General features: G+C 67.5%; 13 protein-coding genes, 2 tRNA genes and 1 rRNA gene. 11 read left to right on the top strand and 5 right to left on the bottom strand.

Annotation, left to right across the window (positions count from 1 at the left end; translation table 11 throughout):
• Position 1 precedes the first annotated feature (1 nt).
• Together HIR79_RS02740 and prlC are read right to left on the bottom strand one after the other, a co-directional pair.
• Entirely contained in the window at positions 2-247 is a 246-nt protein-coding gene (locus tag HIR79_RS02740) for a YheV family putative zinc ribbon protein (RefSeq protein ID WP_169956636.1), read from the bottom strand.
• A gap of 91 nt (positions 248-338) precedes the next feature.
• Positions 339-2,387 carry an oligopeptidase A gene (gene prlC, locus HIR79_RS02745; protein WP_169956638.1) on the bottom strand — a complete coding sequence of 683 codons (2,049 nt, stop codon included), beginning with the start codon at positions 2,385-2,387 and terminating at the stop codon, positions 339-341.
• A gap of 139 nt (positions 2,388-2,526) precedes the next feature.
• Here prlC and HIR79_RS02750 point away from each other — a divergent pair, with 139 nt between their 5' ends.
• The 3 genes from HIR79_RS02750 (at position 2,527) to HIR79_RS02760 (ending at position 5,249) form a co-directional block, all read left to right on the top strand.
• Positions 2,527-3,867, top strand: a complete 1,341-nt coding sequence (locus HIR79_RS02750) for a sodium-dependent transporter (RefSeq protein WP_169956640.1) — start codon at positions 2,527-2,529, stop codon at positions 3,865-3,867.
• 20 nt (positions 3,868-3,887) lie between these two features.
• The gene (locus tag HIR79_RS02755; protein ID WP_169956642.1) at positions 3,888-4,439 is read left to right on the top strand and encodes a gamma carbonic anhydrase family protein; all 552 of its coding nucleotides are present in this window, start codon (positions 3,888-3,890) and stop codon (positions 4,437-4,439) included.
• Between the two features lie 138 nt (positions 4,440-4,577).
• A complete protein-coding gene (locus HIR79_RS02760) occupies positions 4,578-5,249 on the top strand; it encodes a metal-dependent hydrolase (protein ID WP_169956644.1) in 672 nt (223 codons plus the stop codon).
• Here the strand turns inward: HIR79_RS02760 and HIR79_RS02765 are convergent.
• The 3 genes from HIR79_RS02765 to HIR79_RS02775 are packed head-to-tail and all read right to left on the bottom strand — an operon-like array spanning position 5,225 to position 9,286.
• Entirely contained in the window at positions 5,225-6,607 is a 1,383-nt protein-coding gene (locus tag HIR79_RS02765; protein WP_169956646.1) for a sigma-54-dependent transcriptional regulator, read from the bottom strand. The two genes, HIR79_RS02760 and HIR79_RS02765, sit on opposite strands and share 25 nt — an antisense overlap.
• Positions 6,600-8,504, bottom strand: a complete 1,905-nt coding sequence (locus tag HIR79_RS02770; RefSeq protein ID WP_249322235.1) for a sensor histidine kinase — start codon at positions 8,502-8,504, stop codon at positions 6,600-6,602. The genes HIR79_RS02765 and HIR79_RS02770 overlap by 8 nt, the downstream gene beginning before the upstream one ends.
• Positions 8,501-9,286 (bottom strand): GntR family transcriptional regulator, encoded by a 786-nt coding sequence (locus HIR79_RS02775; RefSeq protein WP_169956648.1) that lies wholly within the window; start codon positions 9,284-9,286, stop codon positions 8,501-8,503. The genes HIR79_RS02770 and HIR79_RS02775 overlap by 4 nt, the downstream gene beginning before the upstream one ends.
• Positions 9,287-9,849: 563 nt before the next feature.
• On the opposite strand from HIR79_RS02775, the gene ltrA reads away from it, so the two are divergent.
• The 8 genes from ltrA to HIR79_RS02815 all read left to right on the top strand — a co-directional run bounded on the left by ltrA (position 9,850) and on the right by HIR79_RS02815 (position 19,839).
• Positions 9,850-11,226, top strand: a complete 1,377-nt coding sequence (gene ltrA / locus HIR79_RS02780) for a group II intron reverse transcriptase/maturase (protein ID WP_211620692.1) — start codon at positions 9,850-9,852, stop codon at positions 11,224-11,226.
• 282 nt (positions 11,227-11,508) lie between these two features.
• Complete coding sequence (locus HIR79_RS02785) at positions 11,509-12,264, top strand: (Fe-S)-binding protein (protein ID WP_169956650.1); 756 nt, start codon at positions 11,509-11,511, stop codon at positions 12,262-12,264.
• Complete coding sequence (locus tag HIR79_RS02790) at positions 12,261-13,730, top strand: LutB/LldF family L-lactate oxidation iron-sulfur protein (RefSeq protein ID WP_169956652.1); 1,470 nt, start codon at positions 12,261-12,263, stop codon at positions 13,728-13,730. Before HIR79_RS02785 ends, HIR79_RS02790 begins: the two co-directional genes overlap by 4 nt.
• Positions 13,727-14,407 (top strand): LutC/YkgG family protein, encoded by a 681-nt coding sequence (locus HIR79_RS02795; protein ID WP_169956654.1) that lies wholly within the window; start codon positions 13,727-13,729, stop codon positions 14,405-14,407. Before HIR79_RS02790 ends, HIR79_RS02795 begins: the two co-directional genes overlap by 4 nt.
• Positions 14,404-17,256 (top strand): FAD-binding and (Fe-S)-binding domain-containing protein, encoded by a 2,853-nt coding sequence (locus HIR79_RS02800; RefSeq protein ID WP_169956655.1) that lies wholly within the window; start codon positions 14,404-14,406, stop codon positions 17,254-17,256. Before HIR79_RS02795 ends, HIR79_RS02800 begins: the two co-directional genes overlap by 4 nt.
• Before the next feature lie 584 nt (positions 17,257-17,840).
• Positions 17,841-19,379, top strand: a 16S ribosomal RNA gene (locus HIR79_RS02805).
• A 95-nt stretch (positions 19,380-19,474) separates the two neighbouring features.
• A tRNA-Ile gene (locus HIR79_RS02810) sits at positions 19,475-19,551 on the top strand.
• 212 nt (positions 19,552-19,763) lie between these two features.
• Positions 19,764-19,839: transfer RNA gene (locus tag HIR79_RS02815), tRNA-Ala, on the top strand.
• Positions 19,840-19,848 lie beyond the last annotated feature (9 nt).

Here is a 19,848-nt window from a genome sequence, read left to right on the forward strand (position 1 = left end):
CTCAGTGGCCCTTGGGGTCGAGGATCTTCACCGGCTGGAAGTCCTGGCGGCTCTGATCCTCGCGGGCCTGGTTGACGCGGGTGGCCAGCTCCGGGGCGGCCTCGTCCTCGATGGGCAGCTGCTCGAAGAAGTCGCAGCTCACGCACTCCCGGTAGCGGATGCCGTGCTGCTCCCAGCTGCGGATGCGGTCCAGCTCGGCACAGCGCGGGCAGATCGCACCGGCGATGAAGCGTTTGGCTTGGGCCATGTTCTCTCCAGGGGGTCAGGAAGCCAGGTGTCAAAAAACCAGAGTATCAGGAAGCGGTGCCGCCGAGCCCGGCTCGGCGGCAGGGGGCGGCTCAGGCCGCGCGGATGCCGCTGTGGCGCAGCAGCGGTTCGACGCTGGGCTCGCGGCCGCGGAAGGCGCGGAACAGCTCCGCGGCATCCCGGGCGCCGCCCTGCTCGAGGATCTCGGTGCGAAAGCGCCGGCCGGTCTCCGGGTCGAAGATACCCGCTTCCTCGAAGGCGCTCCAGGCATCGGCGGAGAGCACCTCGGCCCACTTGTAGCTGTAGTAGCCCGCCGCATAGCCGCCGGCGAAGATATGGCCGAAGCCGTTCTGGAAGCGGTTGAACTCGGCCCGCGGCACCACCGAGACGGCGTCGTGCACCGCGTCGAGCAGCGCCTGGATCTCCGCCGCCGAGGGCGCGGCCAGCTGGTGGTGCAGGCGCAGGTCGAAGATCGAGAACTCCAGCTGGCGCACCATGCCCATGGCGGACTGGAAGTTCTTGGCCGCCTGCAGCTTCGCCAGCAGCTCGGCGGGCAGCGGCTCGCCGCTCTCGACGTGGCCGGCGATCAGGTTGAGGCCCTCGCGCTCCCAGCAGTAGTTCTCCATGAACTGGCTGGGCAGCTCCACGGCGTCCCAGGCCACCCCGTTGATGCCGGAGATGTCGGCGACGGTCTGGCGGGTCAGCATATGGTGCAGGCCGTGGCCGAACTCGTGGAACAGGGTGGTGACCTCGTCGTGGGTCAGCAACGCCGGCTTGTCGCCCACCGGGCGGGTGAAGTTGCAGGTCAGGTAGGCCACCGGCAGCTGCAGGGCCTCGCCCTCCAGGCGGCGCACCCGGCACTCGTCCATCCAGGCGCCGCCGCGCTTGCCTTCGCGGGCGTAGAGGTCGAGGTAGAAGCCGGCGATGGGCTCGCCCTGCTCGAGGATGCGGAAGAAGCGCACGTCCTTGTGGTAGCGCGGCGCCTGGTCGTCCTCGGCGAAGGTGACGCCGAACAGGCGCTCCACCACCTGGAAGAGGCCGTCCACCACCCGGGGGGCGGGGAAGTAGGGGCGCAGCTGCTCCTGGGAGATGGCGTGGCGCGCCTCGCGCAGCTTCTCGCTGGCGAAACCCACGTCCCAGGGGGCGAGCTCGCCCATGGCCAGTTCGTCCCGGGCGTAGGCCTCGAGCTCGGCGAACTCCTCCTTCGCCTGGGGCACGGCGCGGCGCGCCAGGTCCTCGAGGAACTCGAGCACCTGGGCCGGGGACTCGGCCATCTTGGTGGCCAGCGAATAGTCGGCGTAGGTGGCGAAGCCCAGCAGCTCGGCGAGCTCCCGGCGCAGCGCCAGGGTCTCCTCCATCACCGGGGCGTTGTCGTACTGGTCGGCCAGGGGCCCCTGGTCGGAGGCGCGGGTGACGAAGGCGGTATAGACCTCGCGGCGCAGCTCGCGATCCTCGGCGTAGGTCATCACCGGGAAGAAGCTCGGGAAGTCCAGGGTGATGCGGTAGCCGGCCTGGCCCTTGGCCTCGGCGTTGGCGCGCAGGGCGGCCAGTGCGCTCTCCGGCAGGCCGGCCAGGCGGGACTCGTCGGCCAGGTCGAGGTGCCAGCCCTGGGTGGCGTCGAGCAGCTGGTTGGAGAAGGTGTTGCCGAGCTCGGAGAGGCGCGCCTTGATCTCGCCGTAGCGCTGCTTCTTCTCCGCCGGGAGGTCGACCCCGGCCAGGCGGAAGTCGCGCAGGGTATTGTCCACGGCGCGGCGCTGGGCATCGTCGAGCGCCGCCCAGGCGGGGCCCTCCTTCAGGGCCCGCCAGGCGCGGAACAGCCCCTCGTGCTGGCCCAGCCAGGTGCTGTACTCGGAGAGCTTGCCCAGGCAGGCCTGGTAGGCCTCGCGCAGCTCGGGGCTGTTCATGGTGCCGTTGAGGTGGGAGACCGGCGACCAGGCCCGGGAGAGTCGGTCGTTGAGGGACTCCAGCGGTGCGGCCAGGCTCGCCCAGCTGGGTGCCTCGTCCCCGGCGCGGGCCACCAGCGCCTCGATGGCGGTGCGGTTCTCGGCCAGCAGTTCCTCGATGGCCGGCACCACGTGCTCGGGACGGATCGCATCGAAGGGGGGAAGCTCATGGGGTTCGAGCAGCGGGTTGCGGGACATGCGCACCTCGGGGGTCGGGGGAGTGTAATGACGCTTAGATGCGGGCGCCGGGCCCGGGTTTCAATGCGGGCGTTTGGCCGGCAGGGGCGGGCCTGCTAGGCTTGCCGCCTTTCACGATGGCCCGGCAGGAGGGCAGACCATGAACGAGACCCTGGAGCGCTGGAGCACGCGGCGCGCCTTTATCCTGGCGGTGACCGGTGCCGCCGTGGGGCTGGGCAACATCTGGCGGTTTCCCTACATCACCGGCGAGAACGGCGGCGCCGCCTTCCTGCTGCTCTATATCGGCTTCGTGCTGCTGCTGGGCCTGCCGGTGATGATGGCAGAGATCATGGTCGGCCGCGCGGGCCGGCGCAGCCCGGTGCAGTCACTGGGCCACCTGGCCGCCCAGGCCGGGGCCAGCCGCCACTGGCGGCTGCTGGGGCTGTTCGGCGCCTTCACGGTGTTCTGCATCCTCTCCTTCTACTCGGTGGTCTCCGGCTGGTCCATCGAATTCCTGGTTACCTCCATCAACGGAGGCTTCGTCGGCGCCGCCCCCGCCGAGATCGGCGCCGGCTTCGACGCCTTCCTGGCCGACCCCGCCAGGATGACCTTCAACCACACCCTGTTCCTGGCCATGACCATGCTGGTGGTGGCCGCCGGTGTGGCCAAGGGGCTGGAGCGCCTCAACAACCTGCTGATGCCGCTGCTCTACCTGCTGCTGCTGCTGCTGGCCGGCTACGCCGCCACCACCGAGGGCTTCGGCCCCGCCCTGGCCTGGCTGTTCATGCCGGATCTCTCGGCGGTGACCCCGCTGGTGGTGATGCACGCCATGGGCCACGCCTTCTTCACCCTGGCGGTGGGGGCCTGCGCGCTGATGGCCTATGGCGCCTACATGCCGGACCACCAGAGCCTGCCGCGGGCCGCCGGCGCCGTGGCGGTGCTGGACGTCTCGGTGGCGCTGCTGGCCGGCATCGCCATCTTCTCGGTGGTCTTCGCCCAGGGCATGGACCCGGGCGAGGGGCCGGGGCTGATGTTCGTCACCCTGCCCATCGCCTTCGCCCAGCTGCCCTGGGGGGCGCTGTGGCTGAGCATCTTCTTCCTGCTGCTGCTGCTGGCCACCTGGACCTCGTCGATCAACCTGGCCGAGCCCATGGTGGCGACCCTCCAGGGCATCGGCCTCAAGCGCGGCCATGCGGCGGCCCTGGTGGGGCTCGCCGTCTGGCTGGTGGGCCTGCTCACGGTGCTCTCCTTCTCGACCCTGGCGGAGTGGCGCCCGCTGTTCGGCATGAACGCCTTCGAGCTGGTCAGCACCATTCCGCCGGAGATCTTCCTGCCCCTCGGGGGCCTGTTGATCGGCATCTTCGCCGCCTGGGTGATGCCCGAGGCGGCGGCCCGCCGGGCGCTGGGGGTGGGGCACGGGGGCTTCACCCTGTGGCGTGGCCTGGTGCGCTGGGTCGCGATTCCGCTGACGCTGGTAGTATTGGTGGCCGGCCTGGTCTGAACCGACACGAGGATTTCACGATGAGCGAGACGACGGCGATCCGCCCCTGGAAGGGCACCACCCCCACCCTGGGCGAGCGGGTCTATGTGGACCCCGCCAGCCTGGTGCTGGGCGACGTGACCCTAGGCGACGACAGCTCGGTGTGGCCCATGGCGGTGGTGCGCGGCGACATGCACCGCATCCGCATCGGCGCGCGTACCAGCGTGCAGGACGGCAGCGTGCTGCACATCACCCACGCCAGCGACTTCAACCCCGGCGGCTTCCCGCTGACCATCGGCGACGATGTCACCATCGGCCACAAGGCGATCCTCCACGGGGCCACCCTGGGCAGCCGCATCCTGGTGGGCATGGGCGCTATCGTCATGGACGGTGCGGTGGTGGAGGATGAGGTGATCATCGCCGCCGGGGCCGTGGTGACCCCGGGCAAGCGCCTGGAGAGCGGCTACGTCTACGCCGGCAACCCGGCCAAGGCGCTGCGCCCGCTCAAGGAGAAGGAGCGTGCCTTCTTCCCCTATACCGCCGGCAACTATGTCCGGCTCAAGGAGGAGTACCTGGCGGCGATGGGCGCTTAGCGGGCCTAACCCGGCCCGAGGGGCGGTTACGACGCCGAAATACCTTCCTAACCCATTGTTTCGCCATGCCGTGACGCGCGATAATCTGGTGATTTATCCAGTGCATGTTTCTCCAGTACATCGAGGGCTCGCCCCGGCATGGCCGACTTCCGCACCCATCTTGGCGTGGCCGCCGCCGGCGGTGCCGTGGTCGCCCATGGCGGCTGGCAGGCGGGCCTGTGGACGGCCTGGGAGGCCCTGCCGATGCTGGCGCTGGTGACCTTCGGCGGCATCCTGCCCGATATCGACGCCGACCGTTCCAAGGCGATCCGGCTGATCTTCAACCTGCTGGCGGTGCCCGGGGTGGTGGCCGGCGCCCTGCTGCTGCAGGGGCGGCTCGACGCCGGCGGCCTGCTGCTGGCGTGCGGGGCGATCTATCTCGGCGTGCGCTACCTGGCCGGGGCCCTCTTCTCGCGTTTCACGGTGCATCGTGGCCTGTGGCACTCGCTGCTGGCGGCCGCCCTGTGCGGCCTGATCAGCGTGGCGCTCAGCCAGCGGCTCTTCGCCCAGCCCGATACCCTGGCCTGGGCCCACGGGCTGGCGGTGGCGCTGGGCTTCGTCATCCACCTGCTGCTCGACGAGCTCTACAGCGTCGACCTCACCGGGGCGCGCATCAAGCGCTCCTTTGGCACCGCCCTCAAGCCCTTCGACTGGCGCTCGCCGGGCAACTCCCTGGTGATGCTGCTGGCGGCGGTCAACCTGCTGCCCTGGCTACCCCCGCTGGCGCCGCTGTGGGCGCTGCTGGCTCAGGGTGCTGCGCTCTGGCGGTAGTCCTCGGCCTTGAGGCCGTACTTCCTGAGCTTGTCGTAGAGGGTCTTGCGGGGCAGGCCGAGCTGCTCGGCCACCTCGGTGACCCGGCCGCGCTGACGCGCCAGGGCCTGGTCGATCAGGCTCTTCTCGAACAGTTCCACCTGCTGGGGCAGGGGCAGCTCGCCGGCCTCGCTCTCGGCGCCCTCGAGCAGCGCCTGCAGCCGGTAGTCGAAGGCGGCGCCGAGCAGCACGTAGCGCTCGGCGAGGTTGCGCAGCTCGCGCACGTTGCCCGGCCAGTCGTGGGCCAGCAGGGCGCTGATGCCGGCGGCGTCCAGGGGCGGCGCCTCGAGGCCGCTGCGGTTGGCGGCCACCACCGCGAAGTGCTGGAAGAGCAGCGGGATGTCCTCACGGCGCTCGCGCAGCGGCGGGATCGGCAGGGTCACCACGTTGAGCCGGTAGTAGAGGTCCTCGCGGAACTCGCCCGCCTCGGCGGCGGCCTTGAGGTCGACCTTGGTGGCGGCAATCACCCGGATGTCCAGGGGCACCGGGACGTTGGAGCCGAGCCGCTCCACGCTGCGCTCCTGCAGCACCCGCAGCAGCTTGACCTGCAGCGAGAGCGGCATCGACTCGATCTCGTCCAGGAAGACGGTGCCACCGTCGGCGTGTTCGAACTTACCGATCCGCCGCTCCACCGCGCCGGTGAAGGCGCCCTTCTCGTGGCCGAACAGCTCCGACTCGATGGTGCTCTCGGGCACCGCGCCGCAGTTGATGGCCACGAAGGGCCGCGGCGCGCGGCGGCTGCGCTCGTGGATGGCGCGGGCCACCAGATCCTTGCCGGCACCGGTCTCGCCGAAGAGCAGAACGTCGGCCTCCACCTGGCTGATGCGCTGCACCATGGAGGCGAGCCGCTGGATGGCCGGGGTGCGCCCCACCAGCCGCGGGCCCAGGGCCGACTGCTGGGCCTCCAGCTCCGCCTTGAGCTCGCGGTTCTCCAGGCTGAGCCGACGCTTCTCCACGCCGCGGCGCACCACCTCCACCAGCCGCTCGGCGGCGAAGGGCTTCTCGAGGAAGTCCCAGGCCCCCTCGCGCATCGCCTCCACCGCGGTGGAGATGTCGCCGTGGCCGGTGATCAGGATCACCGGCAGGTCCGGGTCGCGCAGCCGGACCTCGCGCAGCAGCGCCATGCCGTCCATGCCGGGCATGCGGATGTCGCTGACCACCACGCCGGGAAAGTCCGGGGCCAGCTGCTCAAGGGCCGCTTCGGCGCTGGCATGGGGCTCGGGGGCATAGCCGGCAAGCTCCAGGGTCTGGCCGGCGGTGATCCGCAGATGGGGTTCGTCATCGATGATCATCACCGGGATGGCGGCCGGGTCATGCATGGGGGAGGGTCTCCTGATCGGGCTGGGCGTTCACGGTGCGCCGGCCTTCGTCGCGGGGCAGCCGAATGGTGAAGAGGGCGCCGCCCTCGGGGCGGTTGGCGGCACTCAGGCGCCCGCCAAGGTCGTCGACGATCCGCGAGGAGATCGACAGGCCTAGCCCGAGCCCCTTGCCGGATGACCTGGTGGTGAAGAAGGGTTCGAAGATGCGGGTCAGGTTCTCCTCGGCGATCCCCGGCCCGTTGTCGGCCACCCCCAGCACCACCCGGTCGTCCCACACCTCGACGCTCAGCTCGAGGCGCGGGGCAGGGGTGTCGGCCATGGCCTGCAGGGCGTTGCCGATCAGATTGACCAGCACCTGCTCGAGGCGCACCAGGTCGGCGCGCACCCAGGCCTCCTGGTCGGGCCAGCGGCGGATCACCTCCAAGTCGCTGTCGCGCAGCCGGGTCTGGAACAGTCGCAGGGCGTAGTCGAAGCAGGCGACGGGGGAGACGGCGGTGAGCGTCTCGCCGCTCTTGCGCGAGAACTGGCGCAGCTGGGCGCTGATCTCCGACATTCGTGCGGTCAGTTCGACGATCTGCTCGAGGTTGAGGTCGACGCTCTCCAGGCGCTGGCGGGCCAGGAAGGTGCGGGCGTTCTCGGCATAGGCGCGGATCGCCGCCAGGGGCTGGTTGAGCTCGTGATTGATGCCGGCGGCCAGCTGGCCGAGCACGGCGAGCTTGGCGGCCTGGATCAGCTCGTCGCGGGTCTGGCGCAGGCTCTCCTCGGCGCGCCGGCGCTCGTCGATCTCGGCGGAGAGTCGGCGGTTGGTCTCCAGCAGGTCCCGGGTGCGGCGCTCGACGTTGCGCTCCAGCTCGTCCCGGGCGCGGGCCAGGGTCTGGCGCTCGCGCTCGGCGAACTGCTCGCGTTCGCGGCGCAGGCGCAGGCGCTGCCAGCCGATGCCGCCGCCCAGCAGCACGATGCCGTAGAGCCCGCCGGCCAGCAGCGCCGAGACCCATTGGGCCTGGATCACCGGGCTCACCGACTTGAGGATATGCATCTCCCAGCCGAACTCCTCCAGGGGGCGGGAGACGGCCAGATAGCGGGGGCCGGACAGGGGCCCTCCGCGGAAGCCCACCAGGCGGGTGCGCTCGCCGCGGCGCTCGAGCAGCTCGACCCCGGAGTGGGTCAGGGGCTCATCCGCGTAGCGACGAGTGGCCAGCAGCGCCTGGCGCTCCTCCTCGGAGAGCGGGTGCAGGGAGGTCATGCGCAGCTCTTCCCGGCTGGCCATGAAGATGATCTCGTCCTTGTCGGTGACCAGCAGCTCGGCGTCCTGGTCGGCCCAGCTCTCCTCGACTTCATCCAGCAGCACCTTGACCACCATCACGCCGTCGGGGCTCGAGTCGGGCTGGGTGTCATCCAGCCAGACCGGCGCGGAGAAGTAGTAGCCGCGCTCCAGCGACTGCACGCCGAGGCCATAGAAGCGCCCCTGGCCGCCGGCGATGGCGTCGGTGTAGTAGCTGCGAAAGGCGTAGTTCTGGCCGATGAAGGTGTTGGGCAGGTGCCAGTTGCTGGCGGCCAGGGTGTCGGCGTGGCGGTCGAGCAGGTAGACGTCCGAGACGTCGGCGGTGGCTCGGAAGCGGTCCAGCAGCAGGTTGAGGGGCATGGCGTCCTGGCTGTGGGGGGAGGCCAGGAAGCGCTGCACTCCTTCGCGGGTGGCGAGCAGCCGGGGCAGGTAGTCGTGGCGGGAGAGGTGGCCGATCAGGCCCGCCGCCGAGAGGCGCAGCTCGTTCTCGGCGTCCTGCTCGAGGGTCTGCAGCGCCTGGTCCCGGGCCACCTGGGCCGCCTGCCACATCACCAGAGCCAGCCCCAGGGGGGCGGCCAGCAGCAGCAGGGCCCGCCAGCGTCGAGGCCGTCTCACGAGGCGGCTTCTCGCCGCGTCGCGGGCATCGCCTGGGCGCGGCGCAGGGCGCGCTGGGCGCGGGTCTCGGCCCGGGCCAGTTCCAGCAGCCCCTCCTCCACGTAGACCAGGTGCTCATGGGCACGGTCTCGGGCGTCCTCGGCGCGTCCCTCGAGGATGGCGTCGAGCAGGGCGCGGTGCTGGGCCATCAGCTTCGGGCGCGACTCGGGGTTCTCGAAGAGGTGGGCCAGGTTGTCGACGATGCTGCGCTCCAGAAGGTGGAAGATGCCGCGTATGGTATGCAGCAGCAGCACGTTGTGGGCGGCCTCGGCGATGGCCAGGTGGAAGGCGGCATCGGCCTTGGCCTCGCGCACCGGGTCCTTGCCCTGGAAGCAGGCGTCCAGCTCCTCGAAGCGCTTGATCAGCAGCGCCCGGTCGGTGGGGGTGGAGCGCAGCGCCGCGTAGTAGGCGGAGATGCCCTCCATGGCGTCGCGAAACTCGAGCAGGTCGAGATGGAACTCTCCGTGGCGAGAGAGCATCTCCAGAATGGGGTCGCTGTAGCCGCTGGTGAGCGCCTCGGAGACGAAGGTGCCGCCGCCCTGGCGACTGATCAGCAGCCCGCGGGCGGAGAGCTTCTGGATCGCCTCGCGCAGCGAGGGGCGGGAGACGCCGAACTGCTCGGCCAGCTCCCGCTCCGGGGGCAGGCGCTGCCCGGGCTTGAGGCTGCCCTCGAGGATCATCGCCTCGATCCGCTCGGTGAGCACGTCGGCGAGGCGGGGTTGGCGTACGGGGTGATAGGCCATGGGGGGAACTCCGGATCGATGGTGCCGGTGTCAGGGTACGACATTGAATTGGTAATACCAATATCTCCGCCGTGGCGCCGCACGGGGGCGTGTCATTGTGCGCCAGGCATGGCGCGTAGCACCGATAGGTGCTGTTCCCGAGGGTGGTGCCTCGGGATGACTTGGGGGTGAAAGTCCCCTGCGGACCCTGATAGCGGGAACCGCTAGCCGAACAGCAAGGGTGTCCGCCGCGAGGCGGAATCTGAAGGAAGCTGAAGGCAAACTCCCGGCCTGACGAACAGGAATCGCATATGAGGCAGCCACATCTGGGCGAGAGGGCAATGACACTCGAAGCCCAATAGCTATCCGGAAGATGTGGAGGTAAATGCGGCGGGTAGATGGGAGGAAGGTCGCGCGTCTTACCCTGGGAGGTCTGGTGGTCTGCCACGGTGCTACCGGCGCCGAGAGGCGACGGGATGGGCCACCAGACGTCAGCAGAGGCCATAGTAAGTGCTGGTTCACCGCGGCACCAAGGGCCGAACATGAAGAACCGCGAGTAGGCGATGATGTCTCGAGGATCGATCATGAAGGCAGAAAGTGGCGCTGATACCGCCACCCACCCAGAGGGGCAGGGGCGGAACCCCGAGTCCCAGCCGGTGGGCGTCGAGACGATCCCGGCGTCGTCATCGTGGACGAAAGCGGAGCCCGCCCCGCTCATGGAGGCCGTGGTAGATAAGGCCAACATGGAGCGGGCTTACCGAAGGGTGGTCGCCAACAAGGGGGCGCCGGGTGCCGACGGCATGACGGTCCACCAGCTGGCCGACCACCTGAAGGAATGCTGGCCAACGCTGCGCGAGCGGTTGCTGGCCGGTGAGTACCACCCCAGTCCAGTCCGAGCCGTCGAGATCCCCAAGCCCAAGGGCGGGACGCGACAGCTCGGCATCCCCACGGTCACTGACCGGCTGATCCAGCAGGCGCTGCTGCAGGTGCTGACGCCGATCTTCGATCCGGGGTTCTCCGCATCGAGTTATGGCTATCGGCCCGGGCGCAGTGCCCAGCAGGCCGTCTCGGCGATGAAGGCCCATGTCACCGCCGGCCACCGCTGGGTGGTCGACCTCGACCTGAAAGCCTTCTTCGACCGGGTGAATCACGACCTGCTGATGGCGCGGGTCGCGCGCCGCGTCCGCGACAAGCGAGCGTTGCGCTTGATCCGGCGCTATCTGGAAGCCGGGATGTTCCAGGACGGCCTGGTCGCGCCACGCCGGCAGGGCACGCCCCAGGGCGGACCACTCAGCCCGCTGCTGGCCAATATCCTGCTGGATGACGTGGACAAGGAACTGGAACGCCGCGGCCACCGCTTTTGCCGCTATGCCGACGACCTGCAGGTGTATGTCAGGAGTCGGCGAGCGGGCGAGCGCGTCATGGCCAGTCTGAGTGATTTTCTCGAGAGCTCACTCAGGCTGACGGTCAATCGCAACAAGAGTGCGGTGGATCGACCCTGGCACCGGGGGTATCTGGGCTACACGCTGACCCGGCACAAGCGGCCGAAGCTGACGCTGGCCAAGACCAGCCTGCAGCGCCTGATGCAGCGTGTCCGCGAGATCCTCAAGCGTGGCAGGGGGCGCAACATACGGCGCGTTATCGAAGAGTTGACCCCGGTCCTGCGGGGCTGGGCCAACTACTTCTCCTTCGTCGACGTAAAGCGCCCGCTGGAAGTGCTGGAGGGTTGGATACGTCGCCGACTGCGTTGCGTGATCTGGCGGCAATGGAAACGCCCGCGGACACGGCGCCGCAAGCTACGGGCGCTGGGTCTGGACGACCATCGGGCGTGGAAGTCAGCGGGAAACGGGCGAGGCCCTTGGTGGAACGCCGGCGCCTCGCACATGAATCAGGCCTTGCCACGGAAATGGTTCGAGCAGCAGGGCCTGATCTCGGTACTCGATACGGTCAAGAGGGCTTAGTCGTTCTTCGTGAACCGCCGTGGTACGGAACCGTATGCCCGGTGGTGTGAGAGGACGGGGGAGGCGACTCCCCCTCCTACTCGATTTCTTTCCGGCTTTCAGTAGGTTGCCGTGGAGGGCAAATGCCCCACTACCAAAGTATAGCGCTGTGGGGCAGGAAAAAGGCCCGTCCAGGTTTGACACTGTCGGGGTGCCCCTCCTAAGGTGCGCCCATTCGCCTGCTGTAAATTGGTTTGACCAATTCATTCAGCGCCGCCGTCCTGTCTGACGAGGATTCTGCCGATGACGCCAGTCAAGTGCTACCCGCCCAGGCCGGAGAAGGTCTACTTCTTCGGTACCTGCCTGATCGACCTCTTCTATCCTGAAGCCGGCCTGGACGGGATTCGCCTGCTGGAGCGGGAGGGCATCGAGGTGCTCTTTCCCCAGGACCAGACCTGCTGCGGCCAGCCGGCCTACACCTCCGGCTACCAGGAGGAGGCGCGGGCGGTGGCGGCGGCACAGCTTGGTCTCTTCCCCGAGCCCTGGCCGATCATCGTACCCTCCGGCTCCTGCGGCGGCATGATGCGCACCCACTACCCACAGCTCTTCGCCGGCACCCCTCAGGAGGCAAAGGCCAACGAGGTGGCCGGACGCATCTTTGAACTGACCGAGTTCCTGGTGCATGTCTGCCACCTGAAGCTGGAGGATCGCGGTGCGCCCGAGAAGGTGGCCATGCACACCTCCTGCAGCGCACGCCGCGAGATGGGCCTGGCCGAAACCGGCCCGGCGCTGCTGGCCCAGCTCGGCCAGGTGGAGCTGGTCGAGCAGGCGCGTGCCGCCGAGTGCTGCGGCTTCGGCGGCACCTTCGCCGTGCGCCACCCGGAGGTCTCCGCCGCCATGGTGGAGGACAAGACCCTGGCCATCGAGGCGGCCGGGGCCGAGCGCTTCGTCAGCTCCGACTGCGGCTGCCTGATGAACATCGGCGGGCGCTTCGCGCATCAGAAGAAGGCCGTGAAGGGCGAGCACATCGCCAGCTACCTGTGGCGGAGAACCTCATGAGCGTACAGACTTTCACCCCCCGGGAGTTCCACCGCCAAGCCCATGACGCCCTCGGCAATCCGCAGATTCGCGGCAACTTCCGTCGCGCCATGGACGGTCTGATGGCCAAGCGCCGCGACGCCTTCGCGGACTGGGACCTCGAGACCCTGCGCGAGCTGGGTGCCAACATCCGCCTGCGGGCGCTGGCCAGGCTGCCCGACCTGCTGGAGCAGCTGGAGGCCAACTGCCAGGCCAACGGCATCCGGGTGCACTGGGCCGAGAATGGTGAGGAGGCGTGCCGCATCATCCGCGAGATCTGCGAGTCCCACGGTGCCAGGTCGGTGATCAAGGGCAAGTCCATGGTCTCCGAGGAGATGCACCTCAACGCCCACCTCGAGGCGGCGGGCATCGAGGCGCTGGAGTCGGACCTCGGCGAGTACCTGGTGCAGCTCAACGAGCAGACTCCCTCCCATATCATCATGCCGGCGATCCATCTCAACACCGATGAGATCTCCGAGATCATGCACGAGAAGACCGGCACCGAGCGCACCCGGGACGTCGACTACATGACCGCGGCGGCACGCCAGCAGCTGCGCGAGCGCTTCATGGCCGCCGATGTGGGCATCTCCGGGGTCAACTTCGCGGTGGCCGAGACCGGCACCCTTTGCCTGGTGGAGAACGAGGGCAACGGGCGCATGACCACCACGGTGCCGCCGGTGCACATCGCCGTGACCGGCATCGAGAAGGTGGTCGAGCACCTGCGCGATGTGCCGCCTCTCTATGCGCTGCTGACCCGCTCCGCCACCGGCCAGCACGTCACCACCTACTTCAACATGATCAGCTCGCCGCGGAAGGCGGGCGAGCACGATGGGCCGAAGGAGGTGCATCTGGTGCTGGTGGACAGCGGCCGTTCCCGTATCTATCAGGACGACGAGCTGCTCGACACCCTGCGCTGCATCCGCTGCGGCGCCTGCATGAACCACTGCCCGGTCTACACCCGGGTGGGCGGCCACACCTACGGCACCACCTACCCGGGCCCCATCGGCAGTATCCTCTCCCCGCACATGATGGGGCTGGAGGAGACGAAGGACCTGCCCACGGCGTCGAGCCTGTGTGGCGCCTGCGGCGAGGTCTGCCCGGTGAAGATCCCGATCCCCGACCTGCTGGTGCGCCTGCGCCGCGAGGCGGTGGGCGAGGGGCGCGGCAACGTGCCCGGCGCCGGCATCAAGCGCACGAAGAAGGAGGCCGCCGCCTGGAAGGGCTTCCAGTGGCTGGCCACCCATCCCGGCGCCTGGCGCAGCGGCACCGCCCTGGCCGGCAGGCTCAAGGCGCTGATGCCCTCGAAGCTGGGCGCCTGGAGCGACTACCGTGTCGCCCCGACGCCCGCCCGCAGCTCCCTGCATGCGCTGATGAAGCAGCACCAGGCCATCAGGTCCTCGGCCGACCCGTCCCGCACCGAGTCCACCCACGAGGAGGAGCGCCGATGAGTGCCCGCGATGCCATTCTCAAGCGCCTGCGCGAGCGCACCGATGGCCCCCTGAGCGCTCCCGGGAGCGATTTCTCCGTGGTCACCCAGCGCGGCTGGAGCCTCGATGAACGCCTGGACCGCTTCGAGCAGTGGATCACCTCGGTCCACGGCGAGGTGATCCATACCGCCCGCGCGAGCTGGACCGAGGCCCTGGCCCGGGTGCTGGTCGACAAGGGCGTGCGCCGGCTGGCGCTGGGCCGCGAGCACCCGGTGGCCGTCGAGGCCCGCCAGGCGCTGGCCGATGCCGAGGTCGAGCTGGTCGACGTCGACCGCGATATCGAGGGCTGGCAGCAGGAGCAGTTCGAGCGCGTCGATGCCGGCCTGACCTCGACCCGCGGTGCCATCGCCGAGACCGGCAGCCTGTGGCTCTGGCCGACTCCCGACGAGCCGCGCCTGATCAGCCTGGTGCCGCCGATCCATATCGCGGTGCTGGATGCCGACACCCTCGAGGACACCTTCTTCGACGTGGTGGAGGCTCACGGCTGGGCCAGCGGCATGCCCACCAATGCGCTGCTGATCTCCGGGCCCAGCAAGACCGCCGATATCGAGCAGACCCTGGCCTATGGGGTCCACGGCCCGCGCGAGCTGGTGGTGATCGTGCGCCATGACCAGGCTTCGGCCCGGGAGGGAGCATGAGCACAGCCCTGGCCGAGCGCATTCAGGTGCTCAAGGCGGCGCTGGCCGAGACCCTTCCCGCCGAGCGGTTGATCGATGACCCGCTGCGCACCCTGGCCTACGGCACCGACGCCAGCTTCTATCGGCTGATACCCAAGCTGGTGGTGCGCCCGGAGAGGGAGGACGAGCTGCAGCGAGTGCTGGCCGAGTGCCGCGCGCGGCGGATTCCGGTGACCTTCCGGGCTGCCGGCACCTCGCTCTCCGGCCAGGCGGTGACCGACTCGGTGCTGATCCAGCTGGGCCGCGGTTGGCGCGGCCACGAGATCCTCGATGCGGGGCGGGCGATCCGCCTGCAGCCCGGGGTGATCGGCGCCCGGGCCAACCAGCTGCTGGCGCCCTTCGGGCGCAAGATCGGGCCGGATCCGGCCTCGATCAACAGCTGCATGATCGGCGGCATCGCCGCCAACAACGCCTCGGGCATGTGCTGCGGCACCGCCCAGAACAGCTATCGCACGGTGCGCGACCTGCGCGTGATCCTGGCCGACGGCACCCTGCTGGATACCGCCGACCCGGCCAGTCGCGAGGCCTTCCGCCGCTCTCACGCCGGGCTGGTCGAGGGCCTCGAGGGCCTCTCGGCCGAGACCCGCGCCAACGAGGCCCTCGCCGAGAAGATTCGCCACAAGTACCGGCTGAAGAACACCACCGGCTATGCCCTCAACAGCCTGGTCGACTTCGAGGATGGCATCGAGATCCTCAAGCACCTGATGATCGGCTCCGAGGGCACCCTGGGCTTTATCAGCACCATCACCTACGACAGCGTGGTGGACGAGCCCTGCAAGGCGGCGGCGCTGGCCTTCTTCCCCGACATGGCCACCACCTGTCGCGCCACCATCGCACTCAAGCCCTCGCCGGTCTCCGCGGTGGAGCTGATGGACCGTGCCGCCCTGCGCTCGGTGCAGGACAAGCCTGGCATGCCGGAGTCCCTGCGCACCCTCCCCGATGGGGCCGCGGCGCTGCTGATCGATGTGCGCGGCCACGACGAGGCGGACCTCGAGTCGCGCATGGCAGAGGTGCAGGCGAGCCTGGAGGGCATCCGCACCCTGGAACCGGTCACCTTCACCCGCGAGCCGGCCACCTACGAGCTCTACTGGAAGATCCGCAAGGGGCTCTTCCCGGCGGTGGGTGCGGTGCGCGATACCGGCACCACGGTGATCATCGAGGACGTGGCCTTTCCCGTTGAGCGCCTCGACGAGGGCGTGCTGGCGCTGACCGATGTCTTCCATCGCCACGGCTACCCGGAGACGATCCTCTTCGGCCACGCCCTGGAGGGCAACCTGCACTTCGTCTTCCCCCAGGGCTTCGAGAAGCCCGGCGAGGTCGAGCGCTACCAGGGGCTGATGGACGAGGTCGCCCAACTGGTGGGCGTCGAGTACGGCGGCTCGCTCAAGGCCGAGCACGGGACCGGGCGCAACATGGCGCCCTACGTGGAGCTGGAGTGGGGCCCCGAGGCCTATGCCCTGATGTGGGAGATCAAGGCGCTCTTCGACCCCGAGAACCTGCTCAATCCCGAGGTGATTCTCAGCCGCAACCCCACCCTGCACCTGGAGAACCTCAAGCCGCTGCCGGCCGCTCACGAGATCGTCTACAAGTGCATCGAGTGCGGCTTCTGTGAACACGTCTGTCCGTCGAAGGATCTCACCCTGACGCCGCGCCAGCGCATCGTCATCGCCCGCGAGATGGCCCGCCTCGAGGCGCTGGGTCAGGCGGCCAGCGGCGAGGAGGCCGAGCGCCTGGTCGCGCTGCGTGCCGATTACGGCTATGCCGGCGACGAGACCTGCGCCGCCGATGGCCTCTGTGCCACCCAGTGCCCGGTGGGCATCAATACCGGCGACCTGGTGCGCGAACTGCGCCACGAGCGGCTGGCGAGCCGTGCCGGCCTCGCCAAGCGGGTGGGGCGTCACTTCTCCGGTGCGACCCGCCTGGCGCGGGGCGCCTTGAACGTCGCCGGGGCGACAAGCCGCGTGCTCGGCGATGACCTGATGGAGAAAGCCAGCGGCGGGGCACGTCGCCTGAGCGGCGGGCGCCTGCCCCAGTGGACGCCGGCGTTGCCCCAGGCCGCGCCGGTCCGCGTGCTCAAGCAGCCGCCTTCGGGCCAGGGTCGCGACAAGGTCGTCTACCTGCCCAGCTGTGCGACCCGGGTATTCGGCGCCAGCCGCCAGGATGACGAGGAGACGCGTTCGGCGATGGAGGTCACCCTGGCGCTGCTCGAACGGGCCGGCTTCGAGGTGATCATTCCCGAGATGGTCGGGCACCTCTGCTGCGGCATGGCCTTCAACTCCAAGGGGCAGTTCGAGGAGGCGACCCACAAGGCGCGGGAGCTCAACCGCGAGCTGCTGGTGGCGAGCCAGAACGGCCGCTATCCGACCCTGATGGATACCAGTCCCTGCGTGCTGCACCTGCAGGCGCGCCTGGACAAGCGGCTGGCGGTCAGCGAGCCGGTGGCCTTTGCCCATGATCACCTGCTGGAGCGCCTCTCCCTGGTCCCGCTGGACGAGAAGGTCGCGGTCCATGTGACCTGTTCGAGTACCCATATGGGGCTCGGCGAGAAGATGGTGGCCCTGGCCCGCGCCTGTGCCCGGGAGGTGGTGGTGCCCGCCGAGATCACCTGCTGCGGCTTCGCCGGCGACAAGGGCTTCACCACGCCGGAGCTGAACGCCTCGGCGCTGGCGGGGCTCGCCGTCCAGGTGAAGGGATGCAGTGCCGGCTACTCCAACTCGCGTACCTGCGAGATCGGGCTGGCGCGACATGGCGAAATCCCCTATCGCTCCATCCTCTCCCTGCTGGATCGGGCGAGCCGACCGGGCTCCTGACACTTTTTTATCAAAAGGGCTTGCCCCGGGCCGGGGGAAGCCGTAAAGTACGCATCCGCTGCCGGTGACCAGCAAGGTTGCAGGCGGTGAAAGGTGGTAGAAGTGGTTGTTCTGCTTGGGATTTTTGAAAGTTTCGAAAATCTTCTCGCTTGACACTCACCGCGGATTCGCTGGAATGCGCACCACTTGTTCTGCAGGGCTCGCTGAGGGCTCTATTCGCAGCGCCTCGGCAAGATGAGGTGAGCAGTCAGCGAAAGTCGGACGGGGTGCCACGCACCGCCAACCGCCGCTTGACACGCTGAAGCGAATCGGTAGAATACGCCTTCCTCGCAGGGCGCTGGCGATAGAGAGTTCACTCTCACCGACAGCAAGCGAGACGCTCCACTCGAATGTCGAGACGGGAGCCGCTCTTTAACAATCGATCAGGTAATTCATGTGGGCGCTTGTCGATGTGTCGGTGACCAGTCACTGAAACATCAAGGCAAGCGACTCGTCAAAGATCCTCGGATCTTTTTGAGAACGTTTGAACCTTGAGCCAAGTTTGGTCCGCTTCCTTCTTCGAAGGGTAAGGACTATATGATCTTAAACTGAAGAGTTTGATCATGGCTCAGATTGAACGCTGGCGGCAGGCCTAACACATGCAAGTCGAGCGGCAGCACGGGAAGCTTGCTTCCTGGTGGCGAGCGGCGGACGGGTGAGTAATGCATAGAAATCTGCCCGGTAGTGGGGGATAACCTGGGGAAACCCAGGCTAATACCGCATACGTCCTACGGGAGAAAGCAGGGGATCTTCGGACCTTGCGCTATCGGATGAGTCTATGTCGGATTAGCTTGTTGGTGAGGTAATGGCTCACCAAGGCGACGATCCGTAGCTGGTCTGAGAGGATGATCAGCCACATCGGGACTGAGACACGGCCCGAACTCCTACGGGAGGCAGCAGTGGGGAATATTGGACAATGGGCGAAAGCCTGATCCAGCCATGCCGCGTGTGTGAAGAAGGCCTTCGGGTTGTAAAGCACTTTCAGTGGGGAAGAAAGCCTTGGGGCTAATACCCTCGAGGAAGGACATCACCCACAGAAGAAGCACCGGCTAACTCCGTGCCAGCAGCCGCGGTAATACGGAGGGTGCGAGCGTTAATCGGAATTACTGGGCGTAAAGCGCGCGTAGGCGGTCTGATAAGCCGGTTGTGAAAGCCCCGGGCTCAACCTGGGAACGGCATCCGGAACTGTCAGGCTAGAGTGCAGGAGAGGAAGGTAGAATTCCCGGTGTAGCGGTGAAATGCGTAGAGATCGGGAGGAATACCAGTGGCGAAGGCGGCCTTCTGGACTGACACTGACGCTGAGGTGCGAAAGCGTGGGTAGCAAACAGGATTAGATACCCTGGTAGTCCACGCCGTAAACGATGTCGACTAGCCGTTGGGCTCCTTGAGAGCTTTGTGGCGCAGTTAACGCGATAAGTCGACCGCCTGGGGAGTACGGCCGCAAGGTTAAAACTCAAATGAATTGACGGGGGCCCGCACAAGCGGTGGAGCATGTGGTTTAATTCGATGCAACGCGAAGAACCTTACCTACCCTTGACATCGTGCGAACTTTCCAGAGATGGATTGGTGCCTTCGGGAACGCACAGACAGGTGCTGCATGGCTGTCGTCAGCTCGTGTTGTGAAATGTTGGGTTAAGTCCCGTAACGAGCGCAACCCTTGTCCTTATTTGCCAGCGAGTCATGTCGGGAACTCTAAGGAGACTGCCGGTGACAAACCGGAGGAAGGTGGGGACGACGTCAAGTCATCATGGCCCTTACGGGTAGGGCTACACACGTGCTACAATGGCCGGTACAAAGGGTTGCGAAGCCGCGAGGTGGAGCTAATCCCGAAAAGCTGGTCTCAGTCCGGATCGGAGTCTGCAACTCGACTCCGTGAAGTCGGAATCGCTAGTAATCGTGAATCAGAATGTCACGGTGAATACGTTCCCGGGCCTTGTACACACCGCCCGTCACACCATGGGAGTGGACTGCACCAGAAGTGGTTAGCCTAACTTCGGAGGGCGATCACCACGGTGTGGTTCATGACTGGGGTGAAGTCGTAACAAGGTAGCCGTAGGGGAACCTGCGGCTGGATCACCTCCTTATCGACGACGTCCCGACACGCGGCAAGTGCTCACAATGAATTACCTGATCGACCAGAGCAAAGACTGTTTGGGTCGCGGACCCAGTGGTTGGAGCCGGGTCTGTAGCTCAGTTGGTTAGAGCGCACCCCTGATAAGGGTGAGGTCGGCAGTTCAAATCTGCCCAGACCCACCATTCTCTGAACGACCGGGCAGCTCAGTTGGTTAGAGCGCACCCCCGGAAGTTCTGTGAAGAGAAGGGTGAGGTCGCGGGGTTTGTTTCAAATCTGCCCAGACCCACCAAATTTTGATCCAGTCCTGCGTTATTTCTGTGACTCGCATAGCAGGCTATGCGTCGCCACGAAAATGCCTTGGTCTGAATAAAATTGCCCAGTGTTGGGTATCAGTGGGGCCATAGCTCAGCTGGGAGAGCGCCTGCCTTGCACGCAGGAGGTCAGCGGTTCGATCCCGCTTGGCTCCACCATCCTCCCCC

It is taken from the genome of Halomonas sp. PGE1, assembly GCF_013000985.1.
Lineage (GTDB): Bacteria > Pseudomonadota > Gammaproteobacteria > Pseudomonadales > Halomonadaceae > Halomonas > Halomonas alkalicola.

What these genes read in the sequence shown, in the direction of transcription:
- HIR79_RS02765 (WP_169956646.1), bottom strand. Translation starts at nt 6,607, where the DNA reads ATGCATGACCCGGCCGCCATCCCGGTGATGATCATCGATGACGAACCC.
- prlC (WP_169956638.1), bottom strand. Translation starts at nt 2,387, where the DNA reads ATGTCCCGCAACCCGCTGCTCGAACCCCATGAGCTTCCCCCCTTCGAT.
- HIR79_RS02790 (WP_169956652.1), top strand. Translation starts at nt 12,261, where the DNA reads ATGAGCGTACAGACTTTCACCCCCCGGGAGTTCCACCGCCAAGCCCAT.
- ltrA (WP_211620692.1), top strand. Translation starts at nt 9,850, where the DNA reads ATGAAGGCAGAAAGTGGCGCTGATACCGCCACCCACCCAGAGGGGCAG.
- HIR79_RS02785 (WP_169956650.1), top strand. Translation starts at nt 11,509, where the DNA reads ATGACGCCAGTCAAGTGCTACCCGCCCAGGCCGGAGAAGGTCTACTTC.
- HIR79_RS02775 (WP_169956648.1), bottom strand. Translation starts at nt 9,286, where the DNA reads ATGGCCTATCACCCCGTACGCCAACCCCGCCTCGCCGACGTGCTCACC.
- HIR79_RS02750 (WP_169956640.1), top strand. Translation starts at nt 2,527, where the DNA reads ATGAACGAGACCCTGGAGCGCTGGAGCACGCGGCGCGCCTTTATCCTG.
- HIR79_RS02795 (WP_169956654.1), top strand. Translation starts at nt 13,727, where the DNA reads ATGAGTGCCCGCGATGCCATTCTCAAGCGCCTGCGCGAGCGCACCGAT.
- HIR79_RS02800 (WP_169956655.1), top strand. Translation starts at nt 14,404, where the DNA reads ATGAGCACAGCCCTGGCCGAGCGCATTCAGGTGCTCAAGGCGGCGCTG.
- HIR79_RS02755 (WP_169956642.1), top strand. Translation starts at nt 3,888, where the DNA reads ATGAGCGAGACGACGGCGATCCGCCCCTGGAAGGGCACCACCCCCACC.
- HIR79_RS02740 (WP_169956636.1), bottom strand. Translation starts at nt 247, where the DNA reads ATGGCCCAAGCCAAACGCTTCATCGCCGGTGCGATCTGCCCGCGCTGT.
- HIR79_RS02760 (WP_169956644.1), top strand. Translation starts at nt 4,578, where the DNA reads ATGGCCGACTTCCGCACCCATCTTGGCGTGGCCGCCGCCGGCGGTGCC.